This is a genomic window from Streptomyces sp. CB01201 (genome assembly GCF_002803085.1).
Taxonomy (GTDB): Bacteria; Actinomycetota; Actinomycetes; order Streptomycetales; family Streptomycetaceae; genus Streptomyces; species Streptomyces hundungensis.
Genome location: NZ_NNBJ01000006.1, coordinates 135,616 through 156,525, shown reverse-complemented (window position 1 = coordinate 156,525; position 20,910 = coordinate 135,616). Strand labels below are relative to the sequence as shown.

Below are 20,910 nucleotides of genomic sequence, written 5' to 3'. Positions count from 1 at the left end.
CGCCGGCCACTTCGAAGGAGACACCGCATGACCGTCACCACCCAGGCGATCCCGGAGCCGGGCACCGCCTCCGAGCCCGAACGCCTCTTCGCCGAGCACTTCGCCGCGCGCTTCACCGGCGAGGCCCTGGCCGGCCTCCAGGAGAAGTTCCGGTCCGAGCACATCGTGCCGCTGCGCGGCTTCTGCCCGCCCGAGCTGCTCGCCCCGCTCCAGGACGAGGCGGCCGGGATCATGGACGAGCACGGCGTGGACCGGAAGTTCAGCTTCGACATCACCGACGGCACCCCGCGCCAGATGACCACGGTCGGCCAGCCGGTCATCAAGGAACACGGCCCGCTCATCCACGCCACCTACTTCTCCCCGGCGGTCAAGGACCTGCTGTCCCGGGTGGTCGGCGAGGAGGTGCACACCTGCCCCTACGCCGGCGAGCACTACGTGATCAGCCGCCTCGGGAAGAACGGTGACACCCACGGCTGGCACTGGGACGACTACACCTACGGCTTCATCCTCGTCCTGCGCGCCCCCGACTACCGCGACGGCGGCTTCGTCCAGGCCGTGCCGCACACCTCGTGGGACAAGGAGAACCCCGATGTGCACGGCGCCCTGCTGAAGAGCCAGGTCAGGTCGTACGCCTTCGAGGCCGGCGACGCCTACGTCGTGAAGACGGACACCACCATGCACCGGGTCTATCCGATCCGCGGCGAGACCAGCCGCACGATCGTGAACATGACCTGGGCGAGCGGCGCGGACCTCCAGCGCGAGATCACCCACGAGACCAACGACGTACTGTTCGGGGGAGTCGGTGTCTGAGTCGCAGACCACCCGGACCGCGCCCGGCACCGAGGGCGGTACCGGGACCGGGCCCGAGACCGACGCGCTGGCGCTCATCGCGGGCGAGCCCCGCGAGAGCATGCGCCGGCTGCCCGGCTTCGTCCAGCCCTATCTGACCTGGGTGACCGGCGTTCCGCTCAGGGGCGGCAAGCAGCTCATCCCGTGGAGCCCCACCAAGGCCGGCCTGCTCGGCATCGCGCAGATCGCCCTCGGCATCGCGCTCGGCGCGTACGCGATACGGCCCCTCACCGTCCTCACCGCGCCCCTCCTGGTGCTCGGCTGGCTGCTGACCAGCGGCGGCATGCGGCGCCTCGACGTCGTGGTGGTCCACCAGACGCTGCACCGCATGTTCACCAAGAAGGAGTGGAGCAACCGGCTCGTCGGGGAGCTCATCACCACGCTGTTCTGGCGCAGCCCCTACGACGACAACCGCAAGGAGCACCTGCTCCACCACGCCTACCCCTGCTCGATGAAGGACGGCGACACCCGCTACCTCCTTTCGACGGGCATGCGGCCGGGCATGAGCCGCTCGGAGTTCCGCCGCTACCTGTGGGCCGCGCTGCTCTCGCCGCGCCACCACGCCCGGTTCTTCGGCAACCGCGTCAAGTCGAACTTCGTGGGCGTCACCCCGCGCTACCGCCTCGCGATGTCCCTCGCCTACCTGGCCGCCACCGCGGCGTTCCTGGTCCTGACCGGCTGGTGGGTCCAGTGGCTGGTGCTCTGGCTGGTGCCGGCGTCGGTCTTCTTCCAGGGCTGCACCTTCCTCTACACGATGACCGAGCACCGCTGGTGGCTGTTCGGCAACGAGGACCGCCTCCCCCGCGACAAGCGCGACCTGCTGACCTTCGGCCGGTTCTGCGGCGAGGCCGTCCCCGAGGACTCGGTCACCGGCCCGCGCCGGGCCGCGGCCTGGGGCCGGTGGACCTTCCGGATGCTGGTGGTGCACTCCTCGTACCGGATGTTCGTGCTCGTCGGTGACACCGTCCAGCACGATCTGCACCACGTCATGCCGGCCTGCGACTGGGCCAACTCGCCCTGGATCAGGGCGGACGACCAGGACAACCGGCCCGAGCGCTACACCGAGGTGTGGGGTTCGCTCGCCGACCATCTCCAGGCGGCCGGCCAGGTCGGCGGCAACAGCGCGGGTCTGCCCGCGGACGTCGAACCGACCCCCTGGACGGAATCGGTGCCCGTCGTCTCGGGCGTCGTACGCCCCGACGGCCGGGTCAAGAAGGAGCAGCTGTGACGCACATACTCGTGGTCGACGGCACGGGGCGCGGCCACGCGATCTGTGACCTGTTCGTCCGGACGGACCCGACCGTCACGGTCTACTACGGGCCGGGCTGCGACGCCCTGGCGGCCGAGCGCATCGTGCCCGTACCGGAGATCCGGTTCGACGACCCGGCGACGGCCCTGGCGTTCCTGGCCGAGCACCCGGTGGAGTTCGTCCTCGTCGCCAACATCGACGCGCTGTCGGCCGGCTACGTCGACGTCCTGACCGCCCACGGGCACCGGGTGATCGGCCCGTCCGCGGAGGCCGCCCGCATCGAGGCCAGCAAGGAGCGCGGCAAGCTCTTCTGCGCCAGCCACGGGCTGCCCACCGCGCGGTACGCGGCGTTCACCGATCCCGGCGCCGCCAAGGCCCATGTCCAGCAGCAGCCGTACGCCTGCGTCGTCAAGACCGACGGGCTCACCCCCGACGGCGACGGCTCGGTCGTGTGCGCCACCACGGCCGAGGCGGAGGCGGCCGTGGACGCGTTCGCGGCAGCGCAGGGCGAGGGCTTCCAAGTCGTCGTCGAGGAACGGCTGTACGGCCGGGAGATCTCGGTGTTCGCGCTGCTCGACGGCGCCGACTACCTGCTGTTCCCGACCGCGCTCGACTTCAAGCGGACCCTGGAGCGGGACGCCGGCAAGAACTGCGACGGCATGGGCTCGATCGCCCCGCACCCGCAGGCCTCGCCCGCCCTGCTCGAACAGCTGCGCCGCGACCTCGTCGAGCCGCTCGTCGCGGGCCTGAAGGCGGAGGGCCTCACCTACACCGGGTTCGTCTACATCGGGGCGATGCTGACGGACGAGGGCCTGAAGGTCATCGAGATCAACACACGCTTCGGCGACTCCGAGGCGGAGGCCGTACTGCCGGGTGTGCACAGCGACTTCACCGAGCTGTGCCGCGCGGTGCTGCGCCAGGACCTCGCGAGCAGCCTGCTCGTCACGGACGGTCTCGTGCGGTGCAGCGTCGCGCTGACCCAGGGCTGCCTGGACGACACCGACCCGCAGGCCGCGCCGGGCTGGCCGTTCGGCGCGTACGACACGGGCCAGCCGGTGCTCGGGCTGGCCCCGTTCCCGCTGGAGCAGACCCGGCTGTTCTACGCCAATCTGCGGGCCGCGGCCGACGGGCCGCCGGTGACCAGCGGCGGCCGGGTGCTGCACGTGGTCGGCACCGGCACCACGCTCGCCGAGGCGCGGGCCCAGGCCTACCGGCGCATCGGCAGCGTCTCCTTCCCCGGTATGCGCTTCCGCTCCGACATCGGAGCCGCCTTCGAGGACGGCTCCCTTCCCTCCGGCGCCGAGCCGGCCGCCGCCGCACAGCTCAGGAGTTGACCCCCATGACCACGCTCACCGTCGGCACGCCCACCCTGTTCGAGACCACCGAGTCGGCCGTCCGCTCCTACTCGCGCGCCTTCCCCGCGCTGTTCACCAGCGCCAAGGGCGACCTGCTCACCAGCGCGGACGGCTCGCGCTACATCGACTTCCTGGCCGGGGCCGGAACGCTCAACTACGGGCACAACCCGGACCTGATCAAGGAAGAGCTGATCGCCTACCTGGAGCACGACGGGATCGTCCACGGCCTCGACCTGGCGACCTCGGCGAAGGCGGCGTTCCTCGAAGCCCTGCGGACCCACATCCTCGAACCCCGCGGCCTCGACTACAAGGTGCAGTTCACCAGCCCGTCGGGAACCAACGCCGTCGAGGCCGCCCTGAAGGTGGCCCGGCTGGCCACCGGCCGCACCAATGTGATCGCGTTCGGCGGCGGCTTCCACGGCGTCAGCACCGGCTCGCTCGCGGCCACCGGCGCCCAGTACTACCGCCAGGGCCTGGAGTCGACGCTGCCCCAGGTCACCCACATCCCCTACCCGGACTCCCCGCAGGGCGAGTTCGACAGCATCGGGCTGCTGCGGCGCCTCCTGGACGACCCGAGCTCCGGCGTCGACAAGCCCGCCGCCGTCCTGCTTGAGACCGTGCAGGGGGAGGGCGGTGTGTGGGTGGCGCCGGTGCCCTTCCTGAAGGAGCTGCGCGCCCTGTGCGACAGCCACGGCATCCTGCTCGTCGTCGACGACATCCAGGCGGGCTGCGGCCGCACGGGCAGCTTCTTCTCCTTCGAGCGGGCCGGCATCACCCCGGACCTGGTCACCCTCTCCAAGTCGATCGGCGGCTACGGCCTGCCCATGGCCATCGTCCTGATCAAACCGGAGTACGACATCTGGCGTCCGGGCCAGCACAACGGCACCTTCCGCGGCAACCAGCTCGCCTTCGTCGCGGCCGCGGCCGCGATCCGGCACTACTGGTCCGACAACGCCTTCGCCAAGCAGATCCGCACCAAGTCCGAGCTGGTCTCGGACTTCCTCGACCGCCAGATCGCCGCCCCCTTCGGCGCCCGGGTCCGCGGGCTCGGTCTGATGCGGGCCGTCGACCTCGGCGAGGTCCCCGGCGTGGAGGCGGCCGACGTCTCGCGGCGCTGCTTCGAGAAGGGGCTGATCATCGAGACCTGCGGCCGTCACGACGAGGTGCTCAAGCTCCTTCCGCCGCTCACCATCAGCCAGGTCAACCTCTCGGCGGGCCTGAACACGCTGGTCGACGCGCTGACCGAGCTCACCGGCACCCGCTCCGCCCCCCTTCCCCCGGCCACCGGCCGACGTTCCGCCGAGTCCCTGAACGAGGTCCACGCCGCATGAAGACCGCCGTCGTCATCTCCACCCGCGGGTTCGGGGTGTTCCGGCACGACCTGCTGGTCGCCCCGGACGAGGTCCGGCTGATCGGGATCTTCGCCGACCGCGACGCGTCCAACCTGGACGACGAGCAGCGCGGCTGGTTCGAGGAGATCCACATCGTCCCGTGCGGCCTGCCCGACCCCACCCCGATGCTGTACTCGCTCGTCGACCTGGACGCGGCGCAGTCCGTGCTCGCCCAGCTCCTCGCCGCCGGGACGGCCGAGCCGCGGGAGGTGACCGTCCACTGCTACGACGAGCAGAACATGACGGTCGCCGCCGAACTGCGCACCCGCCTGGGCCTCGCCGGGCCCCAGGTCGCCGACATCCTGCCCTACCGCGACAAGTGCGTGATGAAGCAGCGCCTGGTGGAGGCGGGCGTGCGGGTGCCCCGCTTCGGCCGTTTCGACGCCGGCCGCTTCGCGGACTCGGCGTCCGGGTACTTCAAGGCCCTCGTCGCCGAGGTCGGGCTGCCCTTCATCCTCAAGCCGACCGACGCCGCCGCGTCCGAGGGCGTCCTCAAGATCACCGGCTGGGACGAATTCGCCTCGCTGCCGGACGACTTCGGGCGGGCGTACGAGTACGAGGAGTTCGTCGAAGGGACGATGTACAGCGTCAACCTCGTCACCGACGCGGGCCGCACGGTCTTCGGCGGCGTGACCGAGTACCTGGTCAACTCGCTCGAAGTGCCCGGCGGCAAGGTCAACGCGGACATCAACCTCATCGACTCCGACCCCCGGGTCGCCCGCATGGTCGGCTTCGCCGAGCGGGCCCTGGACGCGCTGGGCCGGCTCGACGGCGGCTCGCACCTGGAGCTCTTCCACACCGCGGACGACGAACTCGTCTTCCTGGAGGTCGGGGCCCGCTTCAAGGGCATGGCGGGCCTCGCCGCCATGCAGCGCAACTACGGTGTCGCCTTCGTGAACCTCGCCTTCGCGATCGAGTCCGGGGTCAAGAGCCACCCCTACGACGGCGAGCGGATCTACTGCTTCGACGGCGTCGTGCCCAAGGCGCGCGGGATCGTCAAGGAGCTCGTCGAACCCGACCTGGAGAGCGACGTCGCGATGACGTGGAAGGTCGAGGTCGGCGAGGAGATCGAGAGCAGCAACTCGCTGCTCGCCAACGGCGGCACCTTCCTCGTCTCCAACCAGGACTACGAAGCCGCCTACCGCGACTTCCGCCGCCTCGCCGACTACCGGCCGATCCGCTACGAGGCCCCCAGCCGCGTCCTCGGGATCGCCCCGGCCGCCCCCGAGCGGGCCCAGGAGTACTTCCAGGACCTCAGGCTGGCCTGCGAGACCGATCCGTACGACGTGCACCACGACCTCGCCGAGGGGGCGCGCGGGGTGGTGGTCCTCGACGTCCGGCGCGCCGCCGCCTACGCGGACGAACACGTCCGTGGCGCCCGGAGCCTGCCGCACCAGGACATCTGCTCCGAGGCGGTCAAGTCGCTCGCGCCTGAGCCCCTTTACGTGGTCTACGGGTGGGGGCCCGCCTGCAACGGGGGCGTACGGGCCGCCGCCAAGCTCTCGGCGCTCGGCTTCCGCGTCAAGGAGATGATCGGCGGCTTCGAGTACTGGCAGCGCGCCGGATACCCGACCGAGCGCGAAGGCCGGGCGTCATGACCGCCCGGTCCGCCGCGGGCTCCCGGCCCGCCTCCCCCGGGAGGGGCCGATGACCTATGTGATCGCGGCACCCTGCGTGGACGTCAAGGACAAGGCGTGCCTGGAGGAGTGCCCCGTCGACTGCATCACCGAGGGGCCGCGCGCCCTGTTCATCGACCCGGAGGAGTGCGTGGACTGCGGCGCCTGCGAGCCCGTCTGCCCGGTCGAGGCGATCTTCTACGAGGAGGAGCTGCCCGAGGAGTGGGCCGCCCACCGGGCCCCGCTGCCCGGCATCTCGCAGGCGGCGACCGGGTGAGTGCCCCACCCGTCTCGCTGGCGGACGAGGTCCTGCTGCACGTCGCGGGGGTCACCGACGGCCGCACGGCCGGATGGCACATCGAGCTGGGCCGGGCCGTGGCGGGCGCGGTCCTGATCGAACTCGCCCTGGCCCACCGCATCGCCGTGCGCCCCGAAGGCCTCACGGTGCTCTCCCTCGACCGCGTCGCCGACCCCGTCCAGGACGAGGTGCTGGGGCGCCTGGTCCTGGGGCGGCGCGGCGGGGCGGCCCAGGAGTGGGTCGAGCGTCTGGCGCCCCGGACCCTGGTGCGCGTGGAGCAGAGCCTGCGCGACCGGGACCTCCTGGTCCCGGTGCCCCCGCCCGGCCTGCTCGCCCGCCCCCGGCTGCTGCCCCGGCACCACCGGGCCCCGGCCCGCGCCTATCCGGCCGGCACCCTGCGGGCCCTGCTGACCGCGACCCGCGAACCCTGGGCCACGGGCGCCGAACAGCCGCCGCACATCGGCCCGTTCACCCCCGCTCCCCCCGACACCCTCGCGGCGATCCCGCTGGTGTGCGCCGGCATCCGGGCCTCCCTCGCGGCGAGCGCCCATCAGCTGGTGTGCCGGTTCTAGGGCCTGTCCGGCGGATCCGGTCGCCGTCGAGCGGCCTCGGCCTAAGATCTGCCGGACAGGGCCCGGCCCCTGGTTCGCCGGTGCGGCCCGCTCGCACCGAACCGTGGTCGGCCCGGTGAGGTGCCGAGGGGCGGGAAAGCCGCCACAGCGGGGGGAGTTGGGTATGACGAAGGAACGTCCGGTGAGGGCGCGGGTGGGCTGGGGAGCCGCTGGGTTCGCCCTGATCGTTCTGGGCGGCGTTGTCATCTGGCGCACGCAGGCGCGGGCCGCCGGGCTACCCGAGGAGTCCGGCATGATGGCCGGTCTGCTGGTGCGTGGTGTGACGTTCGTGTTCCTCGGCGGCGGGGCGTGGTGCCTCGTCCGGGCCGGGCGGCGACGCGGCTGACGAGCCGTTCCGGTGCTCGTGCCGCCGGGCGGGAGCCCGGCCCGCGCGGTACCCGGGGACCCGAACAGCCGGACGCCCGGCGGCCTCAGGGGGTCGCCGGGCGTCCGGACGGGGCGGAGCCGAGCCGTCCCGTCAGTGCTGCTTCTTCTCGTTGTCCGCGGCCTCCGCCTCCGCTTCGGCCTGCTTGGCCTGGACCTCGGGGTCGAGGGCCTCGGCGCTGCCGTCCACCGAGCTGAGCGGGGGACGGTCGACGACCTCGGTCGCCTCGGGCGGCTCGACCAGCCAGTCCGGGTTGGCCTGCTTGTCCCACCACCGCCATGCGGCGAACGCCCCGCCCGCGACGACGCCGAGGATCAGGAAGCCCTTGCCGGCCCGGGCCGCCTTGGCCCGGCGCCGGTGCTTGCGCGCCAGCTTCTCGATCTCCTTCGTCGTCACCTGGCCGCGCAGCGCCGCGAGCGCCGCGGCGGAGCGCGCCATGGCCTCCTCGCGCAGCGGCTGCGCGGCGGCGACCGCCTGCTCCACGCGCGGGGCGGCGTAGTCCGCGGCCTGCCGGGCGGCCCGGCGCGAGTGCTTCGCCGCCTGGTGGGCCACCTCGTCCACCTTCGGCGGGACGCGCGGCGCCACATGGGCGTCGTACTGGTTCCGGGCCTGGCTTCGGGCCTGGGCTGCCGCCTTGGACACCTTCGGGGCCACGCGTACGCGTGCCTCCTGGGCGTAGTGCTGGGCATACTGTGCGGCCTGCTGCTTGGCCGAGTCGGCGTAGGGCGCCACCACTTCCGCGGCGTGCAGCACGCTCTCCTTCGCCGTTCCGGTTGCGGCGCGCACGCTCTCCATGCGGGTCACGTGATCCTCCTCCTTGGTGGCGGTTCGGTATGTCGCCTTTCCACCCATCTCGAAATCATGCCTGTTCTGCGAGTACCCGGCATGTGCGGAAAGGCATCCGGGTGGGCGTCGCATCTTTGGAGCAATTGGGGAAGCGGTGCGGGGCGCACCGCCGGGGCGGGAGCTCGCGGACGACAATGCCACGGTTGGGGGCGGTACGGCAGCGTTCGGCGGGTATCTGTCGGTAACCGGGCGGTTTCCCTCCGGCGCCGCGGTCCGTGCGAGGATCGGGGGGACGTCAGTACAGACCTTTGAGGAAAGGCAGATCGTGGCCGAGCAGCTTTACGCCACCCTGAAGACCAATCAGGGCGACATCGAGATTCGGCTCCTGCCGAACCACGCACCCAAGACCGTCAAGAACTTCGTCGAGCTCGCCCAGGGCGAGCGCGAGTGGGTGAACCCGGCGACCGGCCAGAAGACCAGCGACCGGCTGTACGACGGCACCGTCTTCCACCGCGTCATCGAGGGCTTCATGATCCAGGGCGGCGACCCCCTGGGCAACGGCACCGGCGGCCCGGGCTACGAGTTCGGCGACGAGTTCCACCCCGACCTGGCCTTCACCAAGCCGTACCTGCTGGCCATGGCCAACGCCGGCCCGGGCACCAACGGCTCGCAGTTCTTCATCACCGTGTCGCCCACCGCCTGGCTGACCGGCAAGCACACCATCTTCGGCGAGGTGTCGACCGACGCCGGCCGCAAGGTCGTGGACGCGATCGTCGCCACCGACACCAACCCGCGCACCGACCGCCCGGTCAACGACGTGGTCATCGAGTCGGTCGTCGTGGAGACCCGCGAAGGCTGATCTCCGGCTCCGCAGGGAACCTTTCCGCCCCGCTCGTCCGTATGACGAGCGGGGCGGAGCTGCTGCACGAGGACGAGGGAGCCCGATGAACGAGGACCACCAGGACCAGGCGCGGCAGACCGGGCCGCCCAGCTGCTACCGCCATCCCGGGGTGCCGACGGCCATCCGCTGCACCCGCTGCGAGCGCCCGATCTGCCCGGAGTGCATGATCAGCGCCTCGGTGGGCTTCCAGTGCCCCGAGTGCGTACGCTCCGGTTCCGGCACCGGCCACGCCCCGACGGCCAACCAGCCGCGCACGGTGGCGGGTGGGGTCCTGGCCAAGGGCGATCCCCAGCTTTTCACCAAGCTCCTCATCGGGATCAACATCGCGCTGTTCGTGGTGAAGCTGGTGGTCGGGGTCCGGTTCACCTCCGACTTCGTCCTGGTGGGCCAGTGGCCCGGACACGTCCCGGGTGCGCTGGGCGTCGCCGAGGGGCAGTGGTACCGCCTGCTGACCTCGATGTTCCTGCACGACGGCTTCGCCCACATCGGCTTCAACATGCTCAGCCTGTGGTGGATCGGCGGTCCCCTGGAAGCCGCGCTCGGCCGGGCGCGCTACCTGGCGCTGTACTTCGTGTCGGGCCTGGCGGGCAGCGCACTGACCTATCTGCTGGCTGCTCCCGACCAGTCCTCGCTCGGCGCCTCCGGCGCGATCTTCGGCCTGTTCGGTGCCACCGCGGTGCTGATGCGGCGGATGAAGTACGACATGCGGCCGGTCATCGGGCTGCTCGTGGTCAACCTGATCTTCACGTTCGCGTGGTCGGGGATCGCCTGGCAGGCGCATGTGGGCGGCCTGGTCGCGGGCGTTCTGCTCGGCATCGGCATGGTGCACGCCCCGGCCGAGCGGCGCTCGCTCGTGCAGTGGGGCAGCTGTGCGCTGGTGCTCGCGGTCTCGGTCGTGCTCGTGCTGATCCGTACGGCACAGCTCACCTGACCACAGGCCCGGGCACGCGGATACGGCCACAGCCGGTACGAGCTTTCCCCAGAGTTGTCCACAGAGGGTGGCCGGAGTTGTGCACCGGGTGGGGGATGACCGTGCCCCTCGCCCCTGACCTGGTGCTTTCCAGGCGGGGCGAGGGGCACAAGTGCTGTGGGAGCCGGTGGAACCAGTCACACCGGCGTCAACATCCCGGAAGTTATCCACAGATGGTCTGAGTTATCCACTCCCCGTGGATAGCGCTGTGGATAACTAGGGGCAGAGCTTGCGTCCGCCCCGGATTGCGCTGTGGTCAGCGGGCTACTTCCACTGCGTGGAGACGCCGAAGCCGCCCGCGATGAAGCCGAAGCCGACGACGATGTTCCAGTTTCCGAGCGCCTTGAGCGGCATATCGCCCTCGGTCACATAGAAGAGGACGATCCAGGCCAGCCCGATGAGGAAGAACGCCAGCATCACCGGGGCCACCCAGCCGCGACTGCCCAGTTTGATGGCGGTCGCCTGCTTGGCGGGCGGCGGCGTGAAATCGGCCTTCTTGCGGATACGTGACTTCGGCACGAGGAACTCTCCTGTCGATGCGCTGCGTGACCGCGCAGGGAACTGTGGCGGCGCCGGGGGACGGAACTGCGGGGGAATGCTCCCCCAAGCGTCCGTTAGCGTAGTGCTTCCGTGGCGCCGAAGGAGATAAGGGTACGTTGAGCAATTCTGCCGACTCCCCCGACGGGGTCCCCGAACAGCCCCGGCGACGCCTGCGCGGTCGTCCCGTACGTCTATTGTCCGCCGCCGTGTTCGCTCTGGCCGGACTCATCTTCGTCACGAGTTTCAACACGGCCAAGGGCACCAACATCCGCACCGACGCCTCGCTCCTGAAGCTGTCGGACCTGATCAAGCAGCGCGACCACAAGAACAAGGAGCTCGGCGACGCCGCCGCGGCCCTGCGCGGCGACGTGGACGCGCTGGCCCAGCGCGACGACGGCTCCACCAAGGCCCAGGACCAGCTCCTCAACGGCCTCAAGGACGCCTCGGGCACCGCGCCGGTCTCCGGCAAGGGCCTCACCGTCACGCTCAACGACGCCCCGCCCAACGCCACCGCCGCCCCCGGTTATCCCCCGCCGCAGGCCAACGACCTCGTCATCCACCAGCAGGACCTCCAGGCGGTGGTCAACGCGCTGTGGCAGGGCGGGGCCCAGGGCATCCAGGTGATGGACCAGCGGCTGATCTCCACCAGCGCGGTGCGCTGCGTCGGCAACACTCTGATCCTCCAGGGCCGCGTCTACTCGCCCCCGTACAAGATCACGGCCGTGGGGGACACCGGGAAGCTGCGCGGGGCGCTCGGCGCCTCCAAGGCGATCCAGAACTACCAGCTGTACGTGAAGGCCTACGGGCTCGGCTGGAAAGTCGACGAGCGCAAGACGATGACTCTCGACGCCTACTCGGGCACAGTGGATCTCCACTACGCGAAACCGGTGCGGTAGCGGCGCGGAAGGGGGCCACCGCCGATGTCCGTGCGGATCCTCGTCAGGTCCTTCAGCGAACTGTGCCTCACCGTGGGCACCCTGATCGTCCTGTTCGTCGTGTACCTCCTGTACTGGACCGGAGTGAAGGCGGACAACGCCGCGAGCGACCAGATATCGGGCCTTGAGCAGCAGTGGGCCCAGAGCCCCGCACCCAGCTCGGCCCCGCCCCGGCCGACCGCGTCCCAGCAGCCCGCGCCCCGGCCGGCCCCGGTACCGGCCGCGTACACCGAGGGCCGCTCGTTCGCCGTCATGTACATCCCCCGGCTCGGCAAGGACTGGCACAAGCCGGTCCTCGAAGGCACCGCCGTCAAGGACCTCCAGAAGGGCCTCGGCCACTACGACAACACGACCCGGCTCGGGCAGCCGGGCAACTTCTCCGTCGCCGGCCACCGGCGCACCTACGGCGACCCGTTCAAGGACTTCCCCGAACTGCGCCCCGGCGACGCGGTGGTGCTGCGCGACGACACGACCTGGTACACCTACCGCCTCGACGCCTTGCCCTTCCGGACCGTGCCCAGCGATGTCGGCGTCATCGACCCCGTCCCCACCGAGTCCCCGTTCCGCTCGCCGGGCCGCTATCTGACGCTCACCACCTGCGACCCGGAATGGGGCAGCAGCCACCGTCTGATTGTCTGGGGCCACCTCGACTCCACGCAGCCCGTGGCACAGGGCAAACCCACAGCTTTGGACGGCTGACCCCACACCTGACCCCGGCCCCTTAGGGCCTGTCCGGCGGATCTTGTCTGGGACGCGGGGGCCTGGCACGCCCATCTGCGGCGTTGTCGTCGGTTGCCGACGCTCCGCGTCGTCGCCCTCCTCCGCCTTGCAGCTGGACGCACCAGGCCCCCGCTCACCAGCACCGCAAAGCCGAGGTCGCTCGACGGCGACCAGATCCGCCGGACAGGCCCTAGTCTGGTGCCGTAACGATCGTCGGAAGGGACAGCGGGGACAGCATGTACGGCTGGATCTGGCGGCATCTGCCGGGCAACGCGTGGCTGCGGGCGTTCATCTCGCTCGCGATGGTGCTCGTGATCGTCTACGTGCTCTTCCAGTACGTCTTCCCGTGGGCGGAGCCGCTGCTCCCGTTCAACGACGTGACGGTGGACCAGGGGATGGGGACGGCAGTCCGGTGAGTGCGCGCATTCTCGTAGTCGACAACTACGACAGCTTCGTCTTCAACCTGGTCCAGTACCTGTACCAGCTGGGTGCCGAGTGCGAGGTCGTCCGCAACGACGAGGTCTCCCTCCGGCACGCCCAGGACGGTTTCGACGGCGTCCTGCTCTCCCCCGGACCCGGCTCGCCCGAACAGGCCGGAGTCTGCGTCGAGATGGTGCGCCGCTGCGCCGCGACCGGCGTCCCCGTCTTCGGCGTCTGTCTCGGCATGCAGTCGATGATGGTCGCGTACGGCGGTGTCGTGGGCCGGGCCCCCGAACTGCTGCACGGCAAGACCTCCCCGGTGCTGCACGAGGGCGCCGGCGTCTTCGCCGGGCTCCCCTCGCCGTTCACGGCGACCCGTTACCACTCGCTGGCCGCGGAGCCCGCCACCCTGCCGGGCGAACTTGAGGTCACCGCGCGCACCGAGGACGGCATCATCATGGGCCTGCGCCACCGTGAACTGCCCGTCGAAGGCGTCCAGTTCCACCCCGAGTCGGTGCTGACCGAGCACGGCCACCGGATGCTGGCCAACTGGCTGGTGCGATGCGGGGACGCGGGGGCCGTCGGGCGCTCGGCGGGGCTCGCGCCGGTGGTGGGCAAGGCCGCGGCGTGACTTCGGCGCGCCCGGAGCACGAGTACGACCCGCTGACGGACCCCCTGCCGCAGGGCGGCCACGAGTCGCCCTGGTTCCGCTCCGACAACCCGGCGCCCGAGGCGTCAGCCCCCGTACAGGAGCCCGCATCCGGGCCGGTCTACCCGCCGGGGCCCATGGGGGCGCCCGAGCCCGTGGCCGCGCCCCAGGAGTGGTACGAGCCGGTCCCCCCGCCCTATCAGCAGGACTGGTACCCCGCGCACGAGCCGATGCCCGAGCCGATGTCCGGACCGGTCACGACGGCCGATCCGTCCACCACGGCACCGATACCGGCACCGGCACCGATACCGGCACCGATCTCCGAGCCCATATCCGTCGCCGAGCCGACAGCGGCCGGGGATTCCACGGCCGACCCGGCGTCCACGAGGGCCATGCCGGCCGTGGTCGTTCCGCCGGCCACCGGCGGGCGGGCCGAGCGGCGCAAGGCCGCCAAGGGCAAGGGGCGCGCGGCGCCCGCTCCCGCTCCCGCTGCCGCTCCCGCCACCGGGCCGGACGGCCGCCGGCTCACCCGGGCCGAGGCGCGCCGCGCGGCCAAGGCGCGCAAGGACAGCCCGGCGGTGATCGCCAGCCGGGTCCTGGGCGAGGCCTTCATCACGCTCGGCGTGGTGATGCTCCTGTTCGTGACGTACCAGCTGTGGTGGACGAACGTCCGCGCCCACCAGGAAGCCGGCAGCGCCACCAAGAAGATCACGCAGGACTGGGCGGACGGCCGCAAGCCCGGGACGTTCGCGCCGGGCCAGGGCTTCGCCATCATGCACATCCCCAAGCTCGACATCGTCGCCCCCGTCGCGCAGGGCACCAGCAAGGCCAAGGTGCTCGACAAGGGCATGATCGGCCACTACGACGAGGGCGGTCTGAAGACGGCGATGCCGTCGGACCCCACGGGCAACTTCGCGGTCGCCGCCCACCGCAACACCCACGGCGAGCCGTTCCGCTACATCAACCGCCTGAAGGCGGGCGACAAGGTGGTCGTGGAGACGCAGGAGGCGTACTACACGTACGAGATCACCAGCGAGCTGCCGCAGACCCCGCCGTCGAACGTCTCGGTGCTCAAGCCGATCCCGGTGGGATCCGGATTCACCAAGCCCGGCCGCTATCTGACGCTGACGACGTGCACGCCGGAATTCACGAGTACCTACCGTCTGATCGTGTGGGGCAAGATGGTCGACGACCGACCGCGCAGCAAGGGCAAGCCCGACGCGCTCGTGGGATGACCGAACGGACAGCAGGGGCGGGTGCGGTGGCGACAGGAACCGACCACGAGGAGCGGACCGGCAGGTCCGGGCCGCCTCCGGCTCGGCGCGGCCACGGCAGGGTGGCCGCCGCCATCAGCGTCTTCGGCGAACTCCTCATCACGGCGGGCCTGTTGCTCGCCCTGTTCGTCGTCTACTCGCTGTGGTGGACCAACGTCATGGCGGACCGCGAGGCCTCCAAGCAGGGCGACAACGTGCGCCGCGACTGGGCCGCCGCCACGGGACCCGGCGCGCTCGACACCAAGGGCGGCATCGGCTTCCTGCACGTGCCGGCGATGAAGAACGGCGAGGTGCTCGTCGAGAAGGGCACCGACACCGACGTCCTCAACCACGGTGTGGCCGGGTACTACACGGACCCGGTGAAGGCGACGCTGCCCGGCACGGACAAGGACGGCAACTTCACGCTCGCCGCCCACCGGGACGGCCACGGCGCCAAGTTCCACAACATCGACAAGCTGAAGACCGGCGATCCGGTCGTCTTCGAGACCAAGGACACCTGGTACGTCTACAAGGTGTTCGCCGAGCTGCCGGAGACCTCGAAGTACAACGTCGACGTGCTCCAGCCGGTCCCCAAGGAATCGGGCGCCAAGAAGCCCGGCCGCTACATCACCCTGACGACCTGCACCCCGGTCTACACCTCGAAGTACCGCTACATCGTGTGGGGCGAGCTGGTGCGCACGGAGAAGGTCGACGCCAAGCGCACCCCGCCGGCCGAGCTGCGCTAGCCGCCCTGGGGCCGCCTTCGCCGCCTTCGCCGCCTCCGGCACAGCACTGAGCCCCGGCACCCTCACAGGGTGCCGGGGCTCGATGCTGGGAGTCCGGGGCTCTCAGCGCTGACGAGGGCCGTGGCCGGCTAGTCCCACCAGCCGCCGATGGCTCCGCCGCCGTTGCCGCCGTTCCCACCGTTGCCGCCGCTCCCACCCATGGTGGACAGCGTGACCGGCTGGTTCGGGTCGGCCATGGTGCCGGGGCCGGGCGTGACGCCGGTGACGCGCGCCTTGTCGTCGTTCGAACTGCCGGGCGCGAACTGGATGTTGCTGAAGCCGGCGTCGTTCAGTGCCTGCGTGGCCTTCTTCACGCTCATCGCGATCAGGTTCGCCGGGATCTGCGCCTGGCCGGGGGGCGTCGGGGTCGTCTGCGGTCCCTTGGAGACCTTCAGGACGACCTGGACGTCCTTGGGCTGGCTCGTGTTGCCGCTCGGGCTCATCGAGACGACCTGGTTCTGCGGGTCGTTGGAATCGACATCCTGGCGGGACACGTTGTTGAAGCCGAGGGAACTGAGCTGCTGGACCGCGGAGTTGTAGTCCCGCTTCGTGACGTCCGGCAGATTGGTGGTCTGCTTCTTGGCGATCGAAAGCGTGACCGTCGAGTTCTTCTCGGCCTGCGAGCCGCCCGTCGGGTCCTGGGTGACGACCGTGCCCGGCGTCGCGCTGGACTCGACCTCCTTGGTCTTCACCTGGAAGCCCTTGGTCGTGAGCAGCTGGGACGCGCTGTCCTTGTCCTTCTGCGTGACGTCCGGGACCTCGACCTTGGGCGCGCCCGTGGAGACGGTGACGGTGACCGTCTCGCCCTTCTTCATGGTGCCGTTCGCCGGCGACTGGGAGCAGATGTTGCCCTTGGGCTGGTCGGGGCAGGGCTCGTTCTTGGACACGGACATCTTCACGCCGGCGTTGATCGCCAGCTTCTCCGCGTCGCCCTGGCTGCTGCCCACGAGGGTGGGCACGTCGATCGAGCTGCTGTCGGCGCTGTTGTTGAAGACGGACTTGCCGATCAGGATCGCTCCGACCAGCACCAGGACGCCCGCCAGGATCAGCAGGACCGTCGAGGTGTGCGACTTCTTCTGGCGGCGCCGGTCCGGGCGGTCGTCATAGCCGTAGCCGCCGTCGTCCGCGTTGACCGGCGGCAGCATCGAGGTCTGCCCGCCACCCGGGTCGGTCTGGCGCAGCGCGGTGGTCGGCTGGTCGTTGCCGTAGCCGCTGTTGTAGCCGTCGTACCCGTTGCCGTAGCCGACCGCGCCCAGGGCGGCGGTCGCGGCGACGGGCTGGCCGTCCAGGTAGGCCTCGATGTCGGCGCGCATCTCGTCCGCCGACTGGTAGCGGTAGTCGGGGTCCTTGACCAGTGCCTTGAGGACGATGGCGTCCATCTCGGGCGTGATCTCGGCGTCGAAGTTCGACGGGGCCTGCGGCTCCTCGCGTACGTGCTGATAGGCCACCGCGACCGGCGAGTCCCCGACGAAGGGGGGCCGGACGGTGAGCAGCTCGTACAGCAGGCAGCCCGTGGAGTAGAGGTCGCTTCGCGCGTCGACCTGCTCGCCCTTGGCCTGCTCCGGGGAGAGGTACTGGGCGGTGCCGATCACGGCCGCGGTCTGCGTCATCGTCATGCCGGAGTCGCCCATGGCGCGGGCGATGCCGAAGTCCATGACCTTGACCTGGCCGGTGCGCGTCAGCATGACGTTCGCCGGCTTGATGTCGCGGTGGACGATGCCGTTGCGGTGCGAGTATTCGAGGGCCTGGAGAATGCCGATGGTCATTTCCAGGGTCCGCTCGGGCAGCAGCTTGCGCCCGGAGTGCAGCAGCTCACGCAGGGTCGAACCGTCGACGTACTCCATCACGATGTACGGGATGGAGACGTTGTCGACGTAGTCCTCGCCGGTGTCGTAGACAGCGACGATCGCCGGGTGGTTGAGCGAGGCGGCCGACTGGGCCTCACGGCGGAAGCGGGCCTGGAAGGACGGGTCGCGGGCGAGGTCGGCCCGCAGCGTCTTCACGGCGACGGTGCGGCCGAGCCGGGTGTCGTGCGCGAGGTAGACCTCCGCCATACCACCACGGCCGAGCACCTGGCCCAGCTCGTACCGCCCGCCGAGGCGACGCGGCTCTTCCATAGCTAATCCAGCCCTCTCCGTCTGTCCCGACCGTACCCATGGGTGGTCCGGCGGTGTGCTGTTCGCGCATACGCTACCGGGCACCGCAAGCCGATCAGCTCGCGGCCGCCACCTGATACCGGACCGGTACAGGGCACGTGTGATGTTTCACGTGAAACGGACGATGTTTCACGTGAAACAGCCCGGGTCACTTCTTGCTGTCGAGCACCGCCTTCATGACGTTCTTGGCGATGGGGGCAGCGAGCTTGCCACCCGCGATGTCGTCACGGGTCGTGTCGGAGCCTTCGATCACCACGGCGACCGCGACCGGGGAACCGTCGCCGGACTTCGCGTAGGAGATGAACCAGGCGTACGGGTTGCCCTTGTTGTCCACACCGTGCTGGGCGGTGCCGGTCTTGCCGCCGACGGTCACGCCGTCGATCTGCCCCGCCTTGCCGGTGCCGTCGGTGACGACGAACTCCATCATCTTCTGGAGCTTCTGCGCGGTGGCGGCCGACATGGGCTGGCTCATCTGCTCCGGCTGGGTCTTGGTGAGCACGTCCACGTTCGGCGTCTGGAGCTGGTCGACCATGTACGGCTTCATCAGCTTGCCGTCATTGGCGACGGCGGCGGCGACCATGGCCATCTGAAGGGGGGTGGCGCGGTTGGAGGCCTGCCCGATGCCCGCCATGGCGTTCTGCGGGCGGTTGTCCTTCGGGAAGACGCTGGCGTCCGTGCGGACCGGGTTGAAGATCTCCTTGTTGAAGCCGAACTTCTCGGCCTCGGCCTTCATCTTGTCGTTGCCCAGGTCGGCGCTGATCTTGCCGAAGACGGTGTTGCAGGAGTACTGGAGAGCCACCTTCAGCGTGGCGTTCTCACAGGGGATGTTGCCTTCGTTGTTCAGCGGCTGGTGGGCGGTGTCCGGCAGGATGTACGGCACCGGCGACTTCGTCGGGTCGTCGATCCCGGAGTACAGGCCGTTCTCCAGCGCGGCCGCGGCGGTGACCACCTTGAAGGTGGAGCCCGGCGGGTACGTCTGGCGAAGGGCCCGGTTCAGCATCGGGTCGTTCGGGTCGGCCTTCTTCTGCAGGGCGTTGTAGGCCGTGGAGTCCTTCTTGCTGTTGCCCGCGAACGTGGACGGGTCGTAGGACGGCGTGGAGGCGAGCGCCAGGATCGCACCGGTGCGCGGGTCGATGGCGGCGACGGCGCCCTTCTTGTCGCCCAGCCCGTCGAACGCGGCCTTCTGGGCCTTGCTGTTCAGGGTGGTGATGACATTGCCACCCTTCTTCTTGTCCCCGGTGAACATCGACATGGTCCGGTCGAAGAAGAGCCGGTTGTCGGTGCCCGAGAGGATGCCGTCCTCCAGGTTCTCCAGCTGGGTGGCGCCGAACGCCTGCGAGTCGTATCCGGTGACCGGCGCCCACATGGGGCCGTCCTTCCAGACCCGCTTGTACTTGAAGTCGGTGCCGGACGTCTCCGCCGAGCCGGTGATCGTCTGGCCGTCGGCCGTGATGATGTTGCCGCGCTCATGGGCGAAGCGCTCGATCTGGACGCGGCGGTTGTGCTCGTTCGCGTTCAGCTCGTCGGCCCGTACGTACTGCAACCAGTTGTCGCGGATCATCAGCGACAGGATGAGCAGACCGCAGAAGATCGCGATCCGGCGCAGGGGCTTGTTCACGGTCGGACCACCTGGGTCATCTCGGCGTCGGAGGACGGGGCGGGGGCCGGGGCGGGCCGGCGCGCGGTGTCGCTGATCCGGATCAGGATGCCGATCAGCGCCCAGTTGGCGATGACGGAGGAACCGCCCTGGGCGAGGAACGGCATCGTCATACCGGTCAGCGGGATGAGGCCCATCACACCGCCGGCGACGACGAACACCTGGAGCGCGAAGGCGCCGGACAGGCCGATCGCGAGGAGCTTGCCGAACGGGTCGCGGGCGGCGAGCGCGGTGCGCACACCGCGCTCCACGATCAGGCCGTACAGGAGCAGCAGCGCCATCATTCCGGCCAGGCCCAGCTCCTCACCGACGGTGGAGAGGATGAAGTCGGCGTTGGCGGCGAAGCCGATGAGGTCGGAGTTGCCCTGGCCGAGCCCGGCGCCCAGCGTGCCGCCGGAGCCGAACGACATGATGGCCTGGCCGATCTGCTCACAGGCGCCGCTCTTGTCGGAGGTGTAGCAGGCGAACGGGTCCAGCCAGGCGTTCACACGCGACTGGACGTGGCGCTCGAACGAGGCCACACCGACCGCGCCGACCGCCGACATCAGCAGACCGAAGACGATCCAGCTGGTGCGCTCGGTGGCGACGTACAGCATGACGACGAACAGGCCGAAGAAGAGCAGCGAGGTGCCGAGGTCGGTCTCGAAGACCAGGATCAGGATCGACAGCGCCCAGATGACCAGGATCGGCCCGAGGTCACGGCCGCGCGGCAGGTACAGACCCATGAATCGACGGCTGGCCAGTGCGAGCGCGTCGCGCTTCACCATCAGGTAGCCGGAGAAGAAGATCGCGATGATGATCTTCGCGAACTCGCCGGGCTGGATGGTGCCGAGACCGGGGATCGAGATCCAGATCTTGGCGCCGTTGACGGCGGGGAAGAACATCGGCAGGACGAGCAGGAACAGCGCCACCGCCATCGAGATGTACGTGTAGCGCTGGAGGATGCGGTGGTCCTTCAGGAGCATCAGTACGCCGATGAACAGCGCCACACCGATCGCCGTGTACAGCAGCTGGTGCGGGGCGTCGGGCGAGAACTTGCCCCAGGCGAGCTTCGCGCGCTGGATCAGCCGCGGGGACTGGTCCAGGCGCCAGATCAGCACCAGGCCGAGCCCGTTGAGCAGCGTCGCGATCGGCAGCAGCAGCGGGTCGGCGTACCGGGCGAACTTGCGCACCACCAAGTGCGCCACACCCGCCATCAAACCGAGGCCCAGACCGTATCCGAGCATGCCTGAGGGGAGCTTGCCGGTCAGGGCGAGCCCCACATTGGCGTACGCGAACACCGGGATGGCCACCGCGAAGATCAGCAGGGCCAGCTCGGTGTTGCGGCGGCTCGGTGCTTCGATCGCGCCGATGGTGGTCGTGTTGGTGACAACGCTCATGGTGT

At 70.1% G+C, this 20,910-nt stretch carries 20 protein-coding genes and 1 pseudogene; 16 read left to right on the top strand and 5 right to left on the bottom strand.

Going from position 1 to position 20,910, the window contains the following annotated elements:
• Positions 1–27: 27 nt before the first annotated feature.
• The 8 genes and pseudogenes from CG740_RS14815 to CG740_RS14780 all read left to right on the top strand — a co-directional run bounded on the left by CG740_RS14815 (position 28) and on the right by CG740_RS14780 (position 7,715).
• A complete protein-coding gene (locus CG740_RS14815) occupies positions 28–810 on the top strand; it encodes a HalD/BesD family halogenase (protein ID WP_100575590.1) in 783 nt (260 codons plus the stop codon).
• The gene (locus CG740_RS14810; protein WP_100575589.1) at positions 803–2,077 is read left to right on the top strand and encodes a fatty acid desaturase family protein; all 1,275 of its coding nucleotides are present in this window, start codon (positions 803–805) and stop codon (positions 2,075–2,077) included. Before CG740_RS14815 ends, CG740_RS14810 begins: the two co-directional genes overlap by 8 nt.
• Positions 2,074–3,432 carry a phosphoribosylamine--glycine ligase gene (purD, locus tag CG740_RS14805; protein WP_159030300.1) on the top strand — a complete coding sequence of 453 codons (1,359 nt, stop codon included), beginning with the start codon at positions 2,074–2,076 and terminating at the stop codon, positions 3,430–3,432. Before CG740_RS14810 ends, purD begins: the two co-directional genes overlap by 4 nt.
• A gap of 5 nt (positions 3,433–3,437) precedes the next feature.
• The gene (gene ectB, locus CG740_RS14800) at positions 3,438–4,784 is read left to right on the top strand and encodes a diaminobutyrate--2-oxoglutarate transaminase (protein WP_100575587.1); all 1,347 of its coding nucleotides are present in this window, start codon (positions 3,438–3,440) and stop codon (positions 4,782–4,784) included.
• Positions 4,781–6,442, top strand: coding sequence for a rhodanese-like domain-containing protein (locus tag CG740_RS14795; RefSeq protein WP_100575586.1), 1,662 nt, complete (start codon positions 4,781–4,783; stop codon positions 6,440–6,442). Before ectB ends, CG740_RS14795 begins: the two co-directional genes overlap by 4 nt.
• Positions 6,443–6,491: 49 nt before the next feature.
• Positions 6,492–6,686: pseudogene (locus CG740_RS14790) on the top strand (indolepyruvate ferredoxin oxidoreductase subunit alpha); the annotation flags it as partial.
• 47 nt (positions 6,687–6,733) lie between these two features.
• Complete coding sequence (locus CG740_RS14785) at positions 6,734–7,330, top strand: GOLPH3/VPS74 family protein (RefSeq protein ID WP_159030299.1); 597 nt, start codon at positions 6,734–6,736, stop codon at positions 7,328–7,330.
• Between the two features lie 163 nt (positions 7,331–7,493).
• Positions 7,494–7,715, top strand: coding sequence for a hypothetical protein (locus CG740_RS14780; RefSeq protein WP_159030298.1), 222 nt, complete (start codon positions 7,494–7,496; stop codon positions 7,713–7,715).
• A gap of 132 nt (positions 7,716–7,847) precedes the next feature.
• Here the strand turns inward: CG740_RS14780 and CG740_RS14775 are convergent, their stop codons facing one another.
• Positions 7,848–8,606, bottom strand: coding sequence for a DUF5324 family protein (locus tag CG740_RS14775; RefSeq protein ID WP_100575582.1), 759 nt, complete (start codon positions 8,604–8,606; stop codon positions 7,848–7,850).
• Positions 8,607–8,865: 259 nt separating this feature from the next.
• Between CG740_RS14775 and CG740_RS14770 the strand changes: the two genes are divergently transcribed.
• Positions 8,866–9,399, top strand: coding sequence for a peptidylprolyl isomerase (locus CG740_RS14770; RefSeq protein WP_100575581.1), 534 nt, complete (start codon positions 8,866–8,868; stop codon positions 9,397–9,399).
• Positions 9,400–9,484: 85 nt separating this feature from the next.
• Positions 9,485–10,372 (top strand): rhomboid family intramembrane serine protease, encoded by an 888-nt coding sequence (locus tag CG740_RS14765; protein ID WP_100575580.1) that lies wholly within the window; start codon positions 9,485–9,487, stop codon positions 10,370–10,372.
• Positions 10,373–10,675: 303 nt separating this feature from the next.
• Here the strand turns inward: CG740_RS14765 and crgA are convergent, their stop codons facing one another.
• Positions 10,676–10,930, bottom strand: coding sequence for a cell division protein CrgA (gene crgA / locus CG740_RS14760; RefSeq protein WP_100575579.1), 255 nt, complete (start codon positions 10,928–10,930; stop codon positions 10,676–10,678).
• Positions 10,931–11,067: 137 nt separating this feature from the next.
• On the opposite strand from crgA, the gene CG740_RS14755 reads away from it, so the two are divergent.
• The 6 genes from CG740_RS14755 (at position 11,068) to CG740_RS14730 (ending at position 15,674) form a co-directional block, all read left to right on the top strand.
• Positions 11,068–11,847 (top strand): DUF881 domain-containing protein, encoded by a 780-nt coding sequence (locus tag CG740_RS14755; protein ID WP_199846448.1) that lies wholly within the window; start codon positions 11,068–11,070, stop codon positions 11,845–11,847.
• A 24-nt stretch (positions 11,848–11,871) separates the two neighbouring features.
• Entirely contained in the window at positions 11,872–12,585 is a 714-nt protein-coding gene (locus tag CG740_RS14750; protein ID WP_100575578.1) for a class E sortase, read from the top strand.
• Positions 12,586–12,842: 257 nt separating this feature from the next.
• A complete protein-coding gene (locus CG740_RS14745; RefSeq protein ID WP_100575577.1) occupies positions 12,843–13,022 on the top strand; it encodes a hypothetical protein in 180 nt (59 codons plus the stop codon).
• On the top strand, positions 13,019–13,657 hold the full coding sequence (locus CG740_RS14740) for an aminodeoxychorismate/anthranilate synthase component II (RefSeq protein WP_100575576.1): 639 nt from the start codon (positions 13,019–13,021) through the stop codon (positions 13,655–13,657). The genes CG740_RS14745 and CG740_RS14740 overlap by 4 nt, the downstream gene beginning before the upstream one ends.
• Positions 13,588–14,910, top strand: a complete 1,323-nt coding sequence (locus tag CG740_RS14735; RefSeq protein WP_100575575.1) for a class E sortase — start codon at positions 13,588–13,590, stop codon at positions 14,908–14,910. The genes CG740_RS14740 and CG740_RS14735 overlap by 70 nt, the downstream gene beginning before the upstream one ends.
• Positions 14,911–14,936: 26 nt before the next feature.
• A complete protein-coding gene (locus CG740_RS14730; protein ID WP_100575574.1) occupies positions 14,937–15,674 on the top strand; it encodes a class E sortase in 738 nt (245 codons plus the stop codon).
• Between the two features lie 128 nt (positions 15,675–15,802).
• Here the strand turns inward: CG740_RS14730 and pknB are convergent, their stop codons facing one another.
• The 3 genes from pknB to CG740_RS14715 form a co-directional block, all read right to left on the bottom strand.
• Positions 15,803–17,830: a Stk1 family PASTA domain-containing Ser/Thr kinase gene (gene pknB / locus CG740_RS14725; protein ID WP_100575573.1), complete on the bottom strand. Its 2,028-nt coding sequence runs from the start codon at positions 17,828–17,830 to the stop codon at positions 15,803–15,805.
• A gap of 187 nt (positions 17,831–18,017) precedes the next feature.
• Positions 18,018–19,487 (bottom strand): penicillin-binding transpeptidase domain-containing protein, encoded by a 1,470-nt coding sequence (locus tag CG740_RS14720; RefSeq protein ID WP_100575572.1) that lies wholly within the window; start codon positions 19,485–19,487, stop codon positions 18,018–18,020.
• Positions 19,484–20,905 (bottom strand): FtsW/RodA/SpoVE family cell cycle protein, encoded by a 1,422-nt coding sequence (locus tag CG740_RS14715; protein ID WP_100575571.1) that lies wholly within the window; start codon positions 20,903–20,905, stop codon positions 19,484–19,486. The genes CG740_RS14720 and CG740_RS14715 overlap by 4 nt, the downstream gene beginning before the upstream one ends.
• Between the last annotated feature and the right edge of the window lie 5 nt (positions 20,906–20,910).